This window comes from Pseudomonas sp. IT-P44 (assembly GCF_949768225.1).
GTDB lineage: Bacteria > Pseudomonadota > Gammaproteobacteria > Pseudomonadales > Pseudomonadaceae > Aquipseudomonas > Aquipseudomonas migulae.
In genome coordinates, this window is the sequence record NZ_CATKQM010000062.1 from 1 (window position 1) to 15359 (window position 15359).

Consider the following 15359-nt stretch of genomic DNA (forward strand, 5'->3'; position numbering starts at 1 on the left):
CTTCCAAGTGACTCGCTGTAAAAGCGAAACCGCCAGCCGCCGTTACCGCAGAAACGGATATGTACCCCAACCCCACCATTATTGCGATTCCAGCAACTAATCTATGCAACACAGTTGCTGTTTCCTCACACATGAACTCATTACCATGCCTTCATAGTTAGGTTGCTAATGAAGTCAAAGAGGTCAGCATGCAAAGCAAAGTCGATGTCGCCGTCATGATCGGCAGCGGTGTGCCCGCCAGTTTGCGAGCGCAGGGGCAGAGCGTCTGCTGGGTCGTGCTGTTGAACGGCGAACGCCGGGGGACGGCATTCTCCCGTCGCGATGAAGCGGAGGAGTGCAAGGCTGCCTGGTTGGCCCAATTAAGCGCCGAAGCCCCCGACAGCCTGCATTGACTAGTGAACCTGATGCATACGCAGATTCAGGTCATCAACCACCCGTGACCAATCAGCATCCTCACGCAATTGTTCTTTCAGGAAACCGGCCTGCTGCGGCGTCCAGAACTCGGCATCGATGAGTTTTTTATCATCGGGCATAGGCGAATGACTGGCGATGAAGTCGTCGATGGCCTTCTCGCTGGAGTCCAGGCCGAGTTGGTCGAACAAGCCTTTCAAGTCGTGTGTAGGTGAATCCATCTGCATCTCCTTGAGGTCATTCAGTCGCATCGAGTGTGGAATCGGCAATGCAGTGTCATTGCATCTGAGGGAGCCGCGCATCAAGAGTTCGATAGGGGTTTAGCAGCTTTCTCCGGAATCGCCACAATGATGGCAATGGGCTATTGTCTGTCAGGGCTTCAACGATTACGATGCTGTCGCGTTTTTGGCGTCACAGAGCCGCCATTCAAAGAGTTCGAACAAGGATGTAGGCGACACTCGCTCCCCAGGATTTCCGCCTTTCAGTGCTGAATTGCCCATCCCTTGCGCGATTTTCTTTCGAGTCGACGCGTCCCCGATCCCGTATGAAAAGGATGTAAGCAGTGAAGCGTCTTGTTTATCTGATGGCCATCGCGCTTGGCCTGTCGCTGACCGGTTGTGTGTCGTTTACACCGCTGGGCCCCATTGGCGAACCCTTGAACCCCGCGCCATCCACCCTTGATCGTAGTGCCGAGATCAGCGACGTCGTGATTTCCGCCCCCGATCTGGACGACAAGGTGCGTGTCGCCGGCAGCCAACAGTTGACCGAGCAGATCAGCGTCTATGTCGACAAAAGCGATTACTTCAAGCGAATCGTGGCGTTCCCGGCCAAGGCCGGCGAGGACGACGTGGTGCTCAAGTTCAACCTGACCTCGCTGGCAGGCAAACGCACCATGCACCCGGCTTACCTTCCAGGTGCGCTGTTGACCTTGACCCTCTGGATCTGGGTCGACGGTCCGATTTACGTCGACAAATACGACCTCGCGGGTGAACTGATCATCGAAGACCGTCAGGGCAAGCAACTGGCCAGGTCGGTCGAGAAGGTGAAGCTCGACAAGAATGTCGGCATGTGGAATGCCGATTATCTCAATCCCCGCCTGGGCGGTACTCAGCTGCGTGAATTGATCGCTCAATTGCTGGCCGGTGCCACCCCTCAACTGCGTCCACTGTCAAAGGAATTGGCTGCACATGAATAAGTACCTTTTGGTTTTGCTGTTGATGGCCAGCAGCGCCCTGACTGGCTGCATTTCCTACTCCCAGCACAACTTGCCACCGGTGGATCAGTGGCCACCGGCCCAGGCCCGGCAAGACAAGCCCAGTGCTTATCTGCACGTGACCATTCAGCAGAAGTTCAACGGCGAACTGTCGGGCGCCGGGGACAATGCGGCGCTGGTGGAAAAGAACATGCTGGAAACCTTCAAGGAATCCGGACAGTTCAAAAGCGTGACCACGGACAAAGTTGACTCGAACTTGTACGTCACGAGTACGTTGACCAACAACGAACAAGGCAATATCGCCAGTGCCTGGCTGACGGGATTCACGTTTTTCGTGATCCCGACTACGTACAGCAATACCTTCACGCTGGAAACGGTGTTCAAGGATCAGGAAGGCAACGTGCTGGGCAAAATCGTCAAGCAGGAGAGCACTCGCACCTGGTTGCAGATTCTGCTGATTGTCGGGGCGCCGTTCAATGAACGAGGGGACGTGTTGCTCAAGCACTTGACCCAAAGCACGCTGGATGAAGCGGTCAAGCGCAAGCTGATCTGATCGATTGTCGCTATGACGGCGTGCAACCTGTGCAAGGTTGGCACGCCGCTGACACCTCTCGGGCCGAGGTGCCGACCTTGTCGGCGAGGCCCGTTCTGGCCTGATACAGCGCGCTGGCGGTCATGAAAATCGTGCTGCCCAGCGCCGGCTCCCGGACTTGTCCACCCCCATTTCAGGCTTTCAATGCCCCATCATCGACCGCAAGCTTCAGTGCCTTGGCGGCTTCCTTTGCGGCGATTTCGGCGACGTCCGAGGTTTTGAACCAACGATCCTTCTCGACCTGGTGATACGACACCGTGGTCAGCGGCGGTTTGGCGCGCATGACAATGACCGCCTGGAATTCGCCTTCGACTTCTCTGGCTTCGCCCCGGATAAAAAATTCACCGATATCAAATTCCGTCACGTAGCAGCCTTCCCCTGGAAATATCCTGTTGTGTTGAACGCCGTCCGTCTTGGGAACGGGTTTCATTGGTTCGGCAGTATGGCAGTAGTTGCCTGCCGACGGCTGAGTTAAGTCGTCGGCATGACGAAACGTCTATAAGAAGGGACTGAGCGTAGCGTTTAGCGATGTAATTCGAGCTGGCGGGCGAGCGCACATGCTTCGTTGTGGTCGCTGCGGAAACCTCTGACATGGCCAGTGGAAATTTCTTTGATGTGGAAAAACGCATTGCCGGCCAGAACGACCTGAAAACGCGGTGTGGCAAGCGTTTCAGGGTCAAGTTCAGGGTGTTGAAACCCCGCCGCGTACAGCGTCGACGGGTTGCCTGAGTAAGGCGCGAGGGGACGGGCGAAGTGTGTCAGGGGGCACATATGAAGTCCTTTTCGTTATTTTGCCGACGTGTGTACATCGTTTTGGGTAGTCTCGAAGAGCATCGCTGCTCTAGAATCACCGTCACTGGTGGGCGATTGATGGTTATCTAAAGCAATTTTTTGCCGGCGATATGTCGGAAAAGTGCTTTTTTTAAAGAGTTTTTTCCCTAAGGTTGGTAATCCGTTTTTTCTGGCAGTCAGAAGGGCTTTTTCCTTCAACCTCTGACGAACTCCAGGCAAGACGACGCGAGTGACTTTCCATTAGTCTTCTTACGCCTCGCGATGAATGAGCCCTCTGCTCGTTTCAGGATTTCAACACGGGTCATTTGGCGACACCTTCGGCATTGCCGCTTTTTTCTGCTGTGCGCTGTTTGCAGGCGTGCGGCATCATTTTCAGATGTGGGGATGTTTCCTTGGCAGTAAGTAATCTCGATATGCATGCTTTGTTCGTGCTGGGTGATTTGCGCGCAAAGCTGGTCAAGCAGTTCCAGTCACGTTTTGTTTACATCACCGAACAGAACGCCGAAGGCATTTACATTGCCGAGATCGACACCGAATCAGCACTGGTGGTGGACGACAAGCCAGGCTTGAAACTTAAAGTCGGCGATCATTTCAGCGCTTCGGTTTTGCCCAGTCGCGAAGGCGGCAAGCTGGACATCAAGTTCCGCGAAATCAAACTGACGGTGTATGGCCTGGGCGATTACGCGTTCGTGACCACCGCCGACGGTCACGGGATCGTGTTCAAGGAAGGTCACAGCGTGGTGATGGTGTTTGCCGCCCACCAACAATTGCAGGAAGGCCTGACCAAAACCCTGAAAGCCGTGACGGCCAAGGCCGCCAAGTGGCGCAAGGGTGAACTGGTAACCTTCAAGGCCAGCGAGTAATGCCCCTGACCCGCGCCGATTTTCACATACAGAACCAGGCCAGCGCCCAGGTGGAGGCCCAGCGACTGTTCGAACAGAAGGCCATCCTGCAAGGGGCCTGGCTGGGGTGGGTGGCGTCGCAGATCTACACGTTACGCCCGGCGGAGTACGCCAGCATGGTCAGAAGAGAGCTGGCGCGCTTGCAGGAAATTTCCGAAAAATAATCCTCGCCCCTCGAAAGCAGGAACCTCTACTACAGTCAGTTGACTGAGTATTTTGAGGCTTGCGGTCTTTATCAGGCCATCCTGCTATTGCTGTGAACAGCACGAGGTGCAAAAGCATGAACGGATTTCGACGGTTGCTGGCCACTGTTCTGGTCGCTTTCGGTCTGGGTTCACCCATTCCAGTATTCGCCGCCCAGGCGCCGATCCACTTCGCCGACCTGAACTGGGAAAGCGGCAGTCTGATCACCGATATCCTGCGGATCATTGTCGAGAAGGGCTACGGGCTGCAGACCGATACCTTGCCGGGAACGACCATCACCCTGGAAACCGCCCTGGCCAACAATGACATTCAGGTCATTGGCGAAGAATGGGCCGGTCGCAGCCCGGTCTGGGTCAAGGCTGAAGCCGAAGGTAAAGTCGCGAGTCTTGGCGATACGGTGAAGGGCGCCACCGAAGGCTGGTGGGTGCCCGAATACGTGATCAAGGGCGATCCGGCCAAGGGGATCAAACCGCTGGCCCCCGGCTTGCGCAGTGTCAGTGACCTGCCGAAATACAAGGACGTGTTCAGTGACCCGGAAAGCCCGGGCAAGGGGCGCTTCCTCAACAGCCCGATCGGCTGGACCTCGGAGGTGGTCAACAAGCAGAAGCTCACGGCCTATGGCTTGAACGACAGCTATGTGAACTTTCGCAGCGGCTCCGGAGCGGCGCTGGATGCGGAAATCAGTTCGTCGATCCGTCGTGGCAAGCCGGTCCTGTTCTATTACTGGTCGCCTACGCCCTTGCTCGGGCGCTTCAAACTGGTTCAGCTGGAAGAACCGCCGTTCGATGCCGAAGCCTGGAAAACCCTGACCGACGCCGACAACCCCAATCCGAAACCGACGCGCTCACTGCCCTCGAAGCTGTCGATTGGGGTGTCCACACCGTTCCAGAAACAATATCCGCAGATTGCCGAATTTTTCAGCAAGGTTGATTTTCCCATCGGCCCGTTGAACAAGGCGCTGGCTGATATGAGCGAGAAACACACTCCACCGCGCCAGGCGGCGGAGGCGTTCATGAAGGCGCACCCGGATGTGTGGCAAGCGTGGGTGCCGAAGGATGTGGCGGATAAAGTCTCCGCCGAGTTGAAATGATGGGTGCCGCTGATATCACCGGACTGTAGGAGCCGGCTTGCTGGCGATGGCGGCCTCGAAATCGATGCCGAACGCTCGGGCCTCATCGCCAGCAAGCCGGCTCCTACAGTGGATCGTGTCGTTCACCTTATTCAGGCCAGCCACAACACCCCTTGTAGGAGCCGGCTTGCTGGCGATGGCGACCTCCAAACCGATGCAAAACTTTCGGGCCTCATCGCCGGCAAGCCGGCTCCTACAGTGGGTCGTGTTGTTCACCTTATTCAGGCCTGCCACAACACCCCTTGTAGGAGCCAGCTTGCTGGCGATGGCGACCTCCAAACCGATGCAAAACTTTCGGGCCTCATCGCTGGCAAGCCGGCTCCTACGGGGAGTGTGGATCGAGCACTAAAACCGGGTTTGCACGGCCAGCTCAAAGGTCCGCGGTGTACCCAGGTAATACGCCGGCGACACGTGCGCAAACTCGGCATACACCTCGTTGGTCAGGTTGCGTACCCGGCCAGTGACGGTGGTGCGCCGATCGACCTTGTAGCTGAGAAACGTGCCATAGAGCGTATAAGACGGCACGGTCATCGTGTTGGCGCTGTCGGCAAACACCGAGGCGACGTACCGCGCATCGACACCTCCTTGCCATTGCGGCGCAAAATCATAGGTCAGCCACAGATTGCCGACCCGGTCCGGCACATTGGTCGGTGTGTTGCCCTTGCGTGAAACCACCACACCCGCAGCATTCTTCTCGGTGAACTCGTCGTACTGAGCGTCAACCCAGGCAAAGTTACCTTCGGCCAACAGCTTGTCGGTGATCCGCAACGAACTGGCCAGCTCGATGCCTTTGGACGTCTGCTGGCCCACGGGAATGCTAAGCGTCGGGTCCTGCGGATCGGTCACCGCGAAGTCTTTGCGCTCAATCGTGTACGCCGCCAGCGTCGCCGAACCGCGCCCGTCCAGGTAGTCGAATTTGCTGCCGACTTCCCATTGCTTGCCGGTCGAGACATCAAAATCCTGCGTGCCGTTGGGTTGTTCGGCGGCGGTGCTGTATTGCACGTAGACGTTGGCGTCAGGGATGAACTGGTAGGTCAGGCCGACGCGACCAGTTACAGGTTCCCAGCTACGTTTGAGATGACGTGGATTGCTGGCGGTCACTTCCCGGTGGTTGGTCACGTCCAGATCGATGTCGTCGTAACGCAGGCCGGTCAGCAACGACAATTTATCGGTCAGCGCCAGGCGGTTCTCGGCGAACAGCGCCTTGGTGGTGACTTCGTTGGTCTTGTCGCTGACAAACCCCGGCCGGGTGCCCGGAATGTCGTAGAAATGCCCCGGCTGAAAGTTGTCCGGGTCGACCGTGCTCGCGCCTTTTACGTTCAGCGGCGAATTGGTGGTCTGGTTGACCTTGTACTCGAAGCCGCCGGACCAGGTGGTATCCAGGCCAAACAACGTGTTGTCGTGACGCAGTTCGAACTGGTTGCCGTTCTGCTCGCCCTGATGGCGCACCTGATACGCCGTGGAACGGTTCACCGCGCGGTTGTTGGCGCTGTACTGATAGGTTTCCAGGTTGCGGTAATCGCGCTGACTGTCGAGGTGATAAAGCGTGTTGCGCAAGGTGGTGCTGTCGTTGATCCGGTAATCGATGATCGAGCGCACCCAGATTGTGCGTTGCTCGTAACGGCCGTCCTCGACGTTGTAGTTGTTGAAGCGGTTGTGCTTGTCGATCTTCAGTTCACCGGCCTTGGGATTCAGCACCGGCGTGCCCCAGTACGGACTGTCTTCGTGTTCATCCTGATATTCCAGGGCCAGGGTGTGGGACAGGTTTGGTGTCAGGTCACTGAGCAGCGAAAACGCCACGCTCCACGCATCGCGCTCCTGGCGATCAATGTAGCCGTTGCCGGTGTTGTGGCTGACATCCAGCCGCGCGTAATGCTGCACATCCGCACCGGCTTCACTGAGCGCGTGATTAAGGCCAAACGCGGTCTCGGTGGTGTCGTAACTGCTGTAGCTGATCCGGCCTTCGACCGCTTGCTCTTCACGGGTCGCCAGTCTGGTCACGTAGTTCAGCGAACCGCCCACGGAGCCGGCGCCATTGATCAGCGATGACGGGCCGCCCACCAGTTCCACCCGATCATAGATCCACGCATCCACGGGCCGGGCAAGGCCGCCGGAGACGTTGACGCCATTGAACATCTGGGTGATCTGGCTGCTGGTGAAACCACGGTAGGAGACGAACCCGCCGAAACCCGGCGGCGCACTGGCATTCACACCGGGCAAGGTGTTGGCGGCGTCCTGGAAGTTCTGCGCGCCGTGGCGTTCGATGTCGTTGCGGTTGGCAATCGCCACCGACGCCGGGGTTTCACGCACGCTCAGTCCCAGTCGCGAGGCCATGCCGCTGGATTGGTCCAGGCTCAGACCCGGCTCGGCGATGGCTTCGCCATCAATGGTGATTGGTGCGAGGTCCACTGTGGATTGTGCCCAGGCGTTAACGGACAGGCAGCCGATCAGGCTGGCCAGCAAAGGAATGGTTTTCATCGATGAATCCTGAATGCTTGCTAGGAAACAGCGCACAGGCGAACGCCTCGCGTTGGCGAAGTGAGCTGATTGAATGGCGAAGGATTCAGGCGAACGGTGGGGCGCGGGGGTTGGCCGAGGGCCAGGTGAAGCGGGCAGGGAGGTCAGCGTTGGCGACGACCACCAAGGGTGGACTGTGTGTTTGCGGGAGGATCGCCAGGGTCAGGCTGGAATTGAGCGCCGGGCCCATGCCGCCGGTGGAGCACAACGGGCAGCCGAAGGCTTTCGACAGTGTCGGCAGTTGCTCTTCGGAAGTGTTTGAGGACGCAGGTGCCTGAGTGCGCGGGTCAACCGTACAGAACTGGCCACCGAGGCCGTTGAGCTGCGCCCCGACCATTTGCCCGTGACCGATGCTGCAGGCGAACACATTGAACAGGACGCAGCAATAAAGCATCCATGCAATGAGTGAGCGATCGGTTCGGGCGAGTTTCATGGGGTGGCACTTTACCACCGTTGATCAGCCGCGCACTTCTAAAAATGCCGACTAGGATGATTCTGTTAATTCACTTTCAAGGATCCTCGACATGACGTTTGTGTTGGCTCAGTGGCTGGTGACGATCTTCGCGGTGATAAGCCTGATACATGTCTACTGGGCGCTGGGTGGCCAGTGGGCTTTCGTGGCGGCCGTGCCGCAAGTGCCGGGGGAGGACGGCGCGCAATCGCGACCCGCGTTCAAGCCTTCGAGGTGGCTGACGTTATTGGTGGCTTTCGGATTGCTGCTGATTGCAGCGCTGGTGTGTTTGCGCGTTGGCTGGTGGGTGCCGGCGGTGACCCATCAATCGCTGCAATGGGTGATCAGCGCAATCGCCATGCTGATGTTCGCCCGGGCGATTGGCGATTCGAACCTGGTGGGGTTTTTCAAGCAGATCAAGGGATCGGAATTTGCCCGGCTGGATACGTGGGTGTATTCGCCGTTGTGTGTGGTGTTGGGGGCGGGATTGTTGGCAGTTGCCTGGGTCTGAAAAGCTTCGCGGGCAAGCCTTGCTCCTACAGAGGGATGTGTGTTTACAGCCGGTCCCTGTAGGAGCGAGGCTTGCCCGCGAAGAGGCCCTGACAATCAATACAAATCTCTGAACTTAACTCCCGCTCTCAGTCCGCCGACTACTCACCTCCGCCGGCACATCATCCCCCGCCATACGCTTGCGGAACAACGCCGCCCGCGCCAGCAGCAACGTGGTCACCGGCACCGTAATCGCCAGCAGGATCGGGATCAGCCAGGCATGCAGCACCGGCCCGGACTTGAGCGCCGAAAAGTAGATGATCGACCCCAGCGCCACGCACCACGCACCCAATGTCGAGGCCAGCGCCGGCGGGTGCATGCGCTGGAAGTAATCCTTCATCCGCACCAGCCCGATCGCCCCGATCAGCGCAAAAACACTGCTGAGTACCAGCAGGATCGCCACCGGGATTTCCACCCACAGAGACAGTTCTGCGTTCATTCGATCACCTCGCCACGCAGCAGGAATTTCGCCAGGGCAAACGAGCCGACGAAGCCGAACAGCGCGATCAGCAGCGCCGCTTCGAAGTAGGTGTCACTGGCATAACGAATACCCAGTGTCAGCATCATCAGCATCGCGATGATGTACAGGTAATCCAGCGCCAGAACCCGGTCCTGCGCCGACGGCCCTTTGAACAGGCGGATCAGGGTCAGGACCATCGCCAGCGAAAAAATGAACAGGCTCAGCAGAACCGCATTCGACAGCAACGGGCTCATTCGAAAATCTCCATCAACGGGCGTTCGTAGGTCACCTTGAAATGCTCGATGAACAGCGCTTCGTCATCCAGATCGAAAACGTGCAGCAACAAAATGCTGCGGTCCAGCGCCAGTTCGGACCAGACCGTACCGGGCACCACCGTGCAGATCATCGCCAGTGCCGCCAGGCCGTTGGCGTCGCGCAAATCCAGCGGCACCTTGATGAACCGCGAGCGCGGCGGGCGTCGACCGGCGTTCAAGACACCCCAGGCCACAGCAAGGTTGGAGACCAGCACGTCGCGACCGACGATGAAGAACAAACGCAGAATCACACCGGGACGCCGAATGCGGATCGGCAGGGGGCGCAATTTGCGCATCATCAACGGCGCGCAAAACCCGAGCACGGCGCCCAGCAACAGGTTGCCGGGGCTTATCGACAGGTTCAGCACCAGCCACAACAACCACAGCGCCAGTGACAACCAAGGTGCAGGAAACAGACGCCTCATGGCTGCACCTCCGCGACGGCCGCTTTGGCTTCCGGACTCGGAACTGCCCGGGTGCCAAGCACCGCCATCACGTATTGCTGCGGATTGTTCAAGGTTTGTGCGGCGGCCTGGGTGTAACGCAGCAACGGCTCAGCCTTGAAGGTCAGCAGAATGCTCAGGCCCAACAGTGCAATGATCGGCACACATTCGAGCCGTCGCAGCAAGGGTGATGGCCGTTCTTCAGGCGTCCAGAAACGCTGGATGCCCAGGCGCGAGAAGGCAATCAACGACGCCAGCCCGGAGAGAATCAGCAACGCCAACAATCCCCACGCGGCGTTCGACACCGGTTCATCCGCGCCATTGCCCAAGCCCAGCGGGTTGAGCAGGGCGTGCAGTAAACCGAGTTTGCCGATAAAGCCGGACAGCGGCGGCATGCCGATGATCAGCAACGCGCAAGCGATGAAGCTCAAGCCGAGAAACGCCATGGTCCATGGAATCACCTGGCCGACCACGGCTTTCTGTTCATCGTCGAGGTTGATGCCTTTGGGCGGTTGCAGGGATTCCATCGGCCGCGCAATCAGGTCGGCGTCATCGAACAACGGCATTTCATTGGCCGAGCGCGAGCGCTCGATCAACTCGGCCAGCAGGAACAACGCGCTCAACGCCAGGGTCGAGCTGACGAGATAGAACAGCGCCGCGCCGATCAGGTTCGGCTGGGCGAAACCGATGGCCGACAGCAGAATCCCTGCCGACACCAGAATGCTCAGGCTGGCCATGCGCTCCAGACGTTGCGCGGCGAGGATCGCCACGGCGGCGCAGACGATGGTTGCCATGCCGCCGTAGATCAGCCAGTCGCCGCCAAAATATGCCGACGCGCCGGCCTGACCGGAGAACAGTAAGGTCCACAGGCGCAGCAAGGTGTAGACGCCAACCTTGGTCATGATCGCGAACATCGCCGCCACCGGCGCACTGGCCGAGGAATAGGCCGGCACCAGCCAGAAATTCAGCGGCCACATCCCGGCCTTGGCCAGGAACGCCACGGCGAGAATCGCCGCGCCGGCATGCAGCAAGCCGCGATCGGCTTCCGGCACCAGCGGGATTTTCAGCGCCAGGTCAGCCATGTTCAGGGTGCCGGTGACGCCGTAGATCAGCGCCGCGCCAATCAGGAACAGCGAAGAGGCCAGCAGATTGATCGAGATGTAATGCAACCCCGACGACACCCGCGCCCGGCCCGAACCGTGGAGCATCAGGCCGTAAGAGGCCGCCAGCAGAACCTCGAAAAACACGAACAGGTTGAACAGGTCCGCCGTCAGGAACGCGCCATACAAACCCATCATCTGGATCTGGAACAGCGCGTGGAAACTGGAACCGGCGCCGTCCCATCGGGCCATCGCGAACAGCAGGGCGCTGACGCCGATGATCCCGGTCAGTACCAGCATCAGCGCGGACAGACGATCGACCACCAGCACGATCCCGAACGGTACTTGCCAGTTGCCCGGCAGGTAGACGCCGATGGAGCCGGGCACATCAGTGGTTTGCGTCCATTGCAGCAACAGCACGGCGATGCCCAGCCCCAAGAGGCTGGAGAGCAGGTTGATTTTAGCCTTCAGCGGGCGGTGCTTCTCGCCCAGCATCAGCATGATGGCGGCGGTCAGCAGCGGCAACAGAATCGGTGCGGCGATCAGGTGCGTCATCGCATTCATTCTTTAGGCTCCCGGCCATCCACATGGTCGGTGCCGGTCAAGCCACGCGAAGCCAGCAGCACGACGAGAAACAGCGCGGTCATGGCGAAGCTGATCACGATGGCGGTCAGCACCAGCGCTTGTGGCAGCGGGTCGGTGTAATGCAACAGATCTTGCGGCACGCCGTCCTTGATGTTCGGCTCTTTGCCGATGAACAGACTGCCCATGCTGAAGATGAACAGATTGACGCCGTACGACAGCAGGCACAGGCCCATGACCACCTGGAACGTCCGTGGCCGTAGCACCAGCCAGACACCGGACGCGGCCAGTACGCCGATGGCGATTGCGATGACTTCTTCCATCAGACGGCTCCTTTCGTGGCGACGGATCTGGGCTGGGCAGCGGTTTTATGGCCGCGTACCGATTGGTGGCCGAGGGCGGTGAGGATCAACAGCGTCGAGCCGACCACCACCGAGTACACGCCGATGTCGAAGAACAGTGCGCTGGCGATGTGAATGTCGCCCAATACCGGCAGTTCGGCATGCCAGGTGTGGGTGGTCAGGAACGGATAGCCGACCGCCATCGCCCCGAGCCCGGTGACCGTGGCGAACAGCAAACCGGTGCCCATCCAGCGCAGTGGGCGCAGGCTCATTTGTGCCTCGACCCACTGCGTGCCGGCGACCATGTATTGCAGGATGAACGCCACCGACATCACCAGCCCCGCGACAAACCCGCCGCCCGGCTGGTTGTGGCCGCGCATGAACAGGTAGATCGAGACCACGAACGCAATCGGCAACAGCATGCGCACCAGCACCGCCGGCACCATCATGAAACCGAGCGCGGTGTCGCTGGCGTGACGCGGGTTGACCAGGTCGGTGACCACGTCGGGCGCGAGCAAGCGCTGTTGCGCCGGCAGTTGCAGGCTTTCTTTTGGCGGGCGGAAGCGTCGCAACAGCGCGAACACAGTCAGCGCCACGGCCACCAGCACGGTGATTTCGCCGAGGGTATCGAAGCCACGGAAGTCCACCAGCATCACGTTGACCACGTTGCTGCCACCACCTTCCGGCAGGGCTCGGCTGAGGTAGAACGAGGAAATGTCGTTGGGCGTCTGGCGCGTCAGCATTGCGTACGACAGCAACGCCATGCCGCCCCCGACGGCGATCGACAGCAGCAAGTCGCGCAGACGCCGGATGCGTGCCTTGCGCAGGCTGCTCGGCAGCGGCGAGACCTCTTCGATCCGTCGCGGCAACCAGCGCAGGCCCAGCAGGATCAGCACCGTGGTCACCACTTCAACCACCAGTTGTGTCAGCGCCAGGTCCGGGGCCGAGAACCAGACAAACGTGATGCACGTCATCAAGCCGCAAACACTGACCATGGTCAGGGCCGCGAGCCGGTGATACTTGGCTTGCCACGCCGCGCCGAGGGCACAGGCAATCGCCAGCAGCCACAAGGTCACGAACACGATCGAGCCCGGAATCTTCGGCCGGTCACCCCAGCTCAGGCTGCTGTGCAGCATCGGGATCAACCCGGCCAGCACGGCGGCGAGCACCATCAGGAACAGTTGGGTTTGCAGGCGTCTGGTGCTGATCCGCCGCTCCAGGCGACGGGCCAGGCGCATCATGATCACCAGGCTGCGCTCGAACAGGCGCTTGCCGTTGAACAGGCCAATCACCGGCGGGTATTTGAAACGCCCGTGCTTGAACTGGTTGCGCAGCAGCAGGTAGAGCACGATGCCGCCGGACATGGCGATCAGGCTCATGATCATCGGCGCGTTCCAGCCGTGCCAGATCGCCAGGCTGTATTCAGGCAAGGTGCCGCCGACGACGGGCAGGGCAGCGGCAGCCAGTAATGAGCCGACCACTTGCGCCGGGAAAATCCCCACGATCAGGCAGGTGAACACCAGCAATTCCACCGGCGCGCGCATCCAGCGCGGCGGTTCGTGCGGGGTGTGCGGCAGGTCGGTGGCGGTCGGGCCGAAGAACACGTCGACGGTGAAACGCAGCGAATAAGCAACACTGAACGTGCCGGCGATGGTTGCGACGATGGGCAGGGTCAGCTCGATCCAGGCGGTCGCGTTGATGAACACGGTTTCGGCGAAGAACATCTCTTTCGACAGGAAACCGTTGAGCAACGGCACGCCGGCCATCGAGGCACTGGCGACCATGGCCAACGTCGCGGTGAACGGAATCAGTTTGATCAGGCCGCTGAGCTTGCGAATGTCGCGGGTGCCGCTTTCGTGGTCGATGATCCCGGCGGCCATGAACAGCGACGCCTTGAAGGTGGCGTGGTTGAGGATGTGAAACACGGCGGCCACGGCAGCCAGTGGACTGTTCAGGCCCAGCAGCAGGGTGATCAGGCCTAGGTGGCTGATGGTCGAGTACGCGAGCAGGCCTTTGAGGTCGTTCTGGAACATCGCGCAGTACGCGCCGAGTAACAGGGTGCAGGCACCGGCGCCGCTGACGATGTAGAACCATTCCTCGCTGCCGGACAACGACGGCCACAGCCGCGCCAGCAGAAACACCCCGGCCTTGACCATGGTCGCCGAGTGCAAATACGCAGAGACCGGTGTCGGCGCCGCCATCGCGTGGGGCAGCCAGAAGTGGAAGGGGAATTGCGCGCTTTTACTCAGGGCGCCGATCAGAATCAGGGGAAGCAGAAGAGGGTAGAGGGAATGTGCGCGAATCAGATCGCCGGCGGCCAGGACCTTATCCAGGTCATAGCTGCCGACCACATGGCCAAGCAGCATGACCCCCGCCAGCAGGCACAAACCGCCCGCGCCGGTGACCATCAGCGCCATGTAAGCGCCGCGTCGCGCATCGGCGCGGTGGTGCCAATAGCCGATCAACAGGAATGAAAAGAGGCTGGTCAACTCCCAGAAAAACACGATCTGGATCAGGTTGCCGGAAATCACCAGGCCGAGCATGGCGCCCATGAACGCCAGGAAAAACGCGAAGAACCGCGGCACCGGGTCATCCGGCGACATGTAATAGCGGGCATACAACGACACCAGCGTGCCGATGCCCAGCACCAGCATCGAGAACAGCCAGGCAAACCCGTCCATGCGCAGAACAAAGTTCAGTCCTAGGCTGGGTAGCCAGAAAAACTCTTCGCGAATGACGCCACCATGGGCGATCTGCGGGTACAGGAGTGCGACCTGGACGGTGCCTATGAGGGCAACGACGCCAGCCAACAAAGATTCAGTGTTACGCGCGTTGTGCGGCAGCACGGCTGCCAGACAGCTGCCGACAAAGGGCAGAAGCAGTAGAACTATCAGGGACATAGGCTTCTAATCTGCGGAAGTTTGTGAAGCATCATACGTGCCAGTCCCCGGATCACCAAACGGCAAGCTGTGGCAGAATCCTACAAGGTAGACGGAAAATGCCTGATTCACATTGTTTCAGGGGGCTGTGTTCAGCGGGGCTGGACCCTTTGTGAGCCGGCTCGCTCCCACAGGTTAAGGCGAGGTTTTGCGGATACATCCGATCCCTTGTAGGAGCCGGCTTGCTGCGGGCGGCGTTCCGACGATGGCGTCCTAATGGCCGGCGTGTTTCTTTGATGGTGTACATATCCATTGCTGCGGTGACGGCCACTTATGGTTTCTCCCTTACGGCGAGTCACTTGGAAAAGCCCCAAGTAACCAAGGGCTCTTGCCCCTTTCGTTCGGTGCCTCGCTAATGCTCGGCATGCCCTCGCTCCGGTCCTGCTCCGTGGGCCCGCCGCCATCGGCCATCCCTGGCCG

General features: G+C 59.6%; 18 protein-coding genes. 7 read left to right on the forward strand and 11 right to left on the reverse strand.

The window, feature by feature from the left end:
* The first annotated feature begins 188 nt into the window (after positions 1–188).
* Complete coding sequence (locus tag ACM6IO_RS25285; RefSeq protein WP_008035852.1) at positions 189–392, forward strand: hypothetical protein; 204 nt, start codon at positions 189–191, stop codon at positions 390–392.
* Here ACM6IO_RS25285 and ACM6IO_RS25290 read toward each other — a convergent pair whose 3' ends face one another.
* Complete coding sequence (locus tag ACM6IO_RS25290; protein WP_192417524.1) at positions 393–632, reverse strand: DUF2789 domain-containing protein; 240 nt, start codon at positions 630–632, stop codon at positions 393–395.
* A 341-nt stretch (positions 633–973) separates the two neighbouring features.
* Here ACM6IO_RS25290 and ACM6IO_RS25295 point away from each other — a divergent pair, with 341 nt between their 5' ends.
* Together ACM6IO_RS25295 and ACM6IO_RS25300 are read left to right on the forward strand one after the other, a co-directional pair.
* Positions 974–1606: a hypothetical protein gene (locus tag ACM6IO_RS25295; protein ID WP_192417525.1), complete on the forward strand. Its 633-nt coding sequence runs from the start codon at positions 974–976 to the stop codon at positions 1604–1606.
* Complete coding sequence (locus ACM6IO_RS25300; protein WP_008044092.1) at positions 1599–2177, forward strand: hypothetical protein; 579 nt, start codon at positions 1599–1601, stop codon at positions 2175–2177. The genes ACM6IO_RS25295 and ACM6IO_RS25300 overlap by 8 nt, the downstream gene beginning before the upstream one ends.
* A 172-nt stretch (positions 2178–2349) precedes the next feature.
* Here ACM6IO_RS25300 and ACM6IO_RS25305 read toward each other — a convergent pair whose 3' ends face one another.
* Positions 2350–2580 carry a hypothetical protein gene (locus ACM6IO_RS25305; RefSeq protein ID WP_008044090.1) on the reverse strand — a complete coding sequence of 77 codons (231 nt, stop codon included), beginning with the start codon at positions 2578–2580 and terminating at the stop codon, positions 2350–2352.
* A 158-nt stretch (positions 2581–2738) separates the two neighbouring features.
* Positions 2739–2987, reverse strand: a complete 249-nt coding sequence (locus tag ACM6IO_RS25310; protein ID WP_414912456.1) for a hypothetical protein — start codon at positions 2985–2987, stop codon at positions 2739–2741.
* 413 nt (positions 2988–3400) lie between these two features.
* Between ACM6IO_RS25310 and ACM6IO_RS25315 the strand changes: the two genes are divergently transcribed.
* From ACM6IO_RS25315 to ACM6IO_RS25325, 3 genes are all read left to right on the forward strand, one after another.
* A complete protein-coding gene (locus ACM6IO_RS25315; RefSeq protein ID WP_008035847.1) occupies positions 3401–3871 on the forward strand; it encodes a hypothetical protein in 471 nt (156 codons plus the stop codon).
* Positions 3871–4074, forward strand: coding sequence for a hypothetical protein (locus tag ACM6IO_RS25320; RefSeq protein ID WP_008035846.1), 204 nt, complete (start codon positions 3871–3873; stop codon positions 4072–4074). The genes ACM6IO_RS25315 and ACM6IO_RS25320 overlap by 1 nt, the downstream gene beginning before the upstream one ends.
* Positions 4075–4190: 116 nt before the next feature.
* Positions 4191–5204, forward strand: a complete 1014-nt coding sequence (locus ACM6IO_RS25325) for an ABC transporter substrate-binding protein (RefSeq protein WP_008035842.1) — start codon at positions 4191–4193, stop codon at positions 5202–5204.
* A gap of 384 nt (positions 5205–5588) precedes the next feature.
* Here the strand turns inward: ACM6IO_RS25325 and ACM6IO_RS25330 are convergent, their stop codons facing one another.
* A complete protein-coding gene (locus tag ACM6IO_RS25330; protein ID WP_414912457.1) occupies positions 5589–7721 on the reverse strand; it encodes a TonB-dependent receptor in 2133 nt (710 codons plus the stop codon).
* Between the two features lie 85 nt (positions 7722–7806).
* Positions 7807–8193 (reverse strand): DUF2946 domain-containing protein, encoded by a 387-nt coding sequence (locus ACM6IO_RS25335; protein ID WP_414912458.1) that lies wholly within the window; start codon positions 8191–8193, stop codon positions 7807–7809.
* 91 nt (positions 8194–8284) lie between these two features.
* On the opposite strand from ACM6IO_RS25335, the gene ACM6IO_RS25340 reads away from it, so the two are divergent.
* Positions 8285–8722, forward strand: a complete 438-nt coding sequence (locus ACM6IO_RS25340; RefSeq protein ID WP_414912459.1) for a DUF3995 domain-containing protein — start codon at positions 8285–8287, stop codon at positions 8720–8722.
* Positions 8723–8836: 114 nt separating this feature from the next.
* On the opposite strand, the gene ACM6IO_RS25345 is transcribed toward ACM6IO_RS25340, so the two are convergent.
* From ACM6IO_RS25345 to ACM6IO_RS25370, 6 genes are read right to left on the reverse strand one after another with little or no spacing between them, the layout of a single operon-like run.
* Positions 8837–9199, reverse strand: a complete 363-nt coding sequence (locus ACM6IO_RS25345) for a Na+/H+ antiporter subunit G (protein ID WP_008029177.1) — start codon at positions 9197–9199, stop codon at positions 8837–8839.
* Positions 9196–9474 (reverse strand): K+/H+ antiporter subunit F, encoded by a 279-nt coding sequence (locus tag ACM6IO_RS25350; protein ID WP_008029179.1) that lies wholly within the window; start codon positions 9472–9474, stop codon positions 9196–9198. Before ACM6IO_RS25350 ends, ACM6IO_RS25345 begins: the two co-directional genes overlap by 4 nt.
* Positions 9471–9959: a Na+/H+ antiporter subunit E gene (locus ACM6IO_RS25355; protein ID WP_223452546.1), complete on the reverse strand. Its 489-nt coding sequence runs from the start codon at positions 9957–9959 to the stop codon at positions 9471–9473. The genes ACM6IO_RS25350 and ACM6IO_RS25355 overlap by 4 nt, the downstream gene beginning before the upstream one ends.
* Positions 9956–11641: a monovalent cation/H+ antiporter subunit D gene (locus tag ACM6IO_RS25360; protein WP_192496345.1), complete on the reverse strand. Its 1686-nt coding sequence runs from the start codon at positions 11639–11641 to the stop codon at positions 9956–9958. The genes ACM6IO_RS25355 and ACM6IO_RS25360 overlap by 4 nt, the downstream gene beginning before the upstream one ends.
* Positions 11638–11982, reverse strand: coding sequence for a Na+/H+ antiporter subunit C (locus tag ACM6IO_RS25365; RefSeq protein ID WP_008029186.1), 345 nt, complete (start codon positions 11980–11982; stop codon positions 11638–11640). Before ACM6IO_RS25365 ends, ACM6IO_RS25360 begins: the two co-directional genes overlap by 4 nt.
* Positions 11982–14900, reverse strand: coding sequence for a monovalent cation/H+ antiporter subunit A (locus tag ACM6IO_RS25370; protein ID WP_414912460.1), 2919 nt, complete (start codon positions 14898–14900; stop codon positions 11982–11984). The genes ACM6IO_RS25365 and ACM6IO_RS25370 overlap by 1 nt, the downstream gene beginning before the upstream one ends.
* Between the last annotated feature and the right edge of the window lie 459 nt (positions 14901–15359).

Bases quoted from the DNA above. Each gene is read 5' to 3' on its own strand.
- ACM6IO_RS25285 (WP_008035852.1), top strand. From the start codon at position 189: ATGCAAAGCAAAGTCGATGTCGCCGTCATGATCGGCAGCGGTGTGCCC.
- ACM6IO_RS25290 (WP_192417524.1), bottom strand. From the start codon at position 632: ATGGATTCACCTACACACGACTTGAAAGGCTTGTTCGACCAACTCGGC.
- ACM6IO_RS25300 (WP_008044092.1), top strand. From the start codon at position 1,599: ATGAATAAGTACCTTTTGGTTTTGCTGTTGATGGCCAGCAGCGCCCTG.
- ACM6IO_RS25310 (WP_414912456.1), bottom strand. From the start codon at position 2,987: ATGTGCCCCCTGACACACTTCGCCCGTCCCCTCGCGCCTTACTCAGGC.
- ACM6IO_RS25320 (WP_008035846.1), top strand. From the start codon at position 3,871: ATGCCCCTGACCCGCGCCGATTTTCACATACAGAACCAGGCCAGCGCC.
- ACM6IO_RS25325 (WP_008035842.1), top strand. From the start codon at position 4,191: ATGAACGGATTTCGACGGTTGCTGGCCACTGTTCTGGTCGCTTTCGGT.
- ACM6IO_RS25330 (WP_414912457.1), bottom strand. From the start codon at position 7,721: ATGAAAACCATTCCTTTGCTGGCCAGCCTGATCGGCTGCCTGTCCGTT.
- ACM6IO_RS25335 (WP_414912458.1), bottom strand. From the start codon at position 8,193: ATGAAACTCGCCCGAACCGATCGCTCACTCATTGCATGGATGCTTTAT.
- ACM6IO_RS25340 (WP_414912459.1), top strand. From the start codon at position 8,285: ATGACGTTTGTGTTGGCTCAGTGGCTGGTGACGATCTTCGCGGTGATA.
- ACM6IO_RS25345 (WP_008029177.1), bottom strand. From the start codon at position 9,199: ATGAACGCAGAACTGTCTCTGTGGGTGGAAATCCCGGTGGCGATCCTG.
- ACM6IO_RS25350 (WP_008029179.1), bottom strand. From the start codon at position 9,474: ATGAGCCCGTTGCTGTCGAATGCGGTTCTGCTGAGCCTGTTCATTTTT.
- ACM6IO_RS25355 (WP_223452546.1), bottom strand. From the start codon at position 9,959: ATGAGGCGTCTGTTTCCTGCACCTTGGTTGTCACTGGCGCTGTGGTTG.
- ACM6IO_RS25360 (WP_192496345.1), bottom strand. From the start codon at position 11,641: ATGAATGCGATGACGCACCTGATCGCCGCACCGATTCTGTTGCCGCTG.
- ACM6IO_RS25365 (WP_008029186.1), bottom strand. From the start codon at position 11,982: ATGGAAGAAGTCATCGCAATCGCCATCGGCGTACTGGCCGCGTCCGGT.
- ACM6IO_RS25370 (WP_414912460.1), bottom strand. From the start codon at position 14,900: ATGTCCCTGATAGTTCTACTGCTTCTGCCCTTTGTCGGCAGCTGTCTG.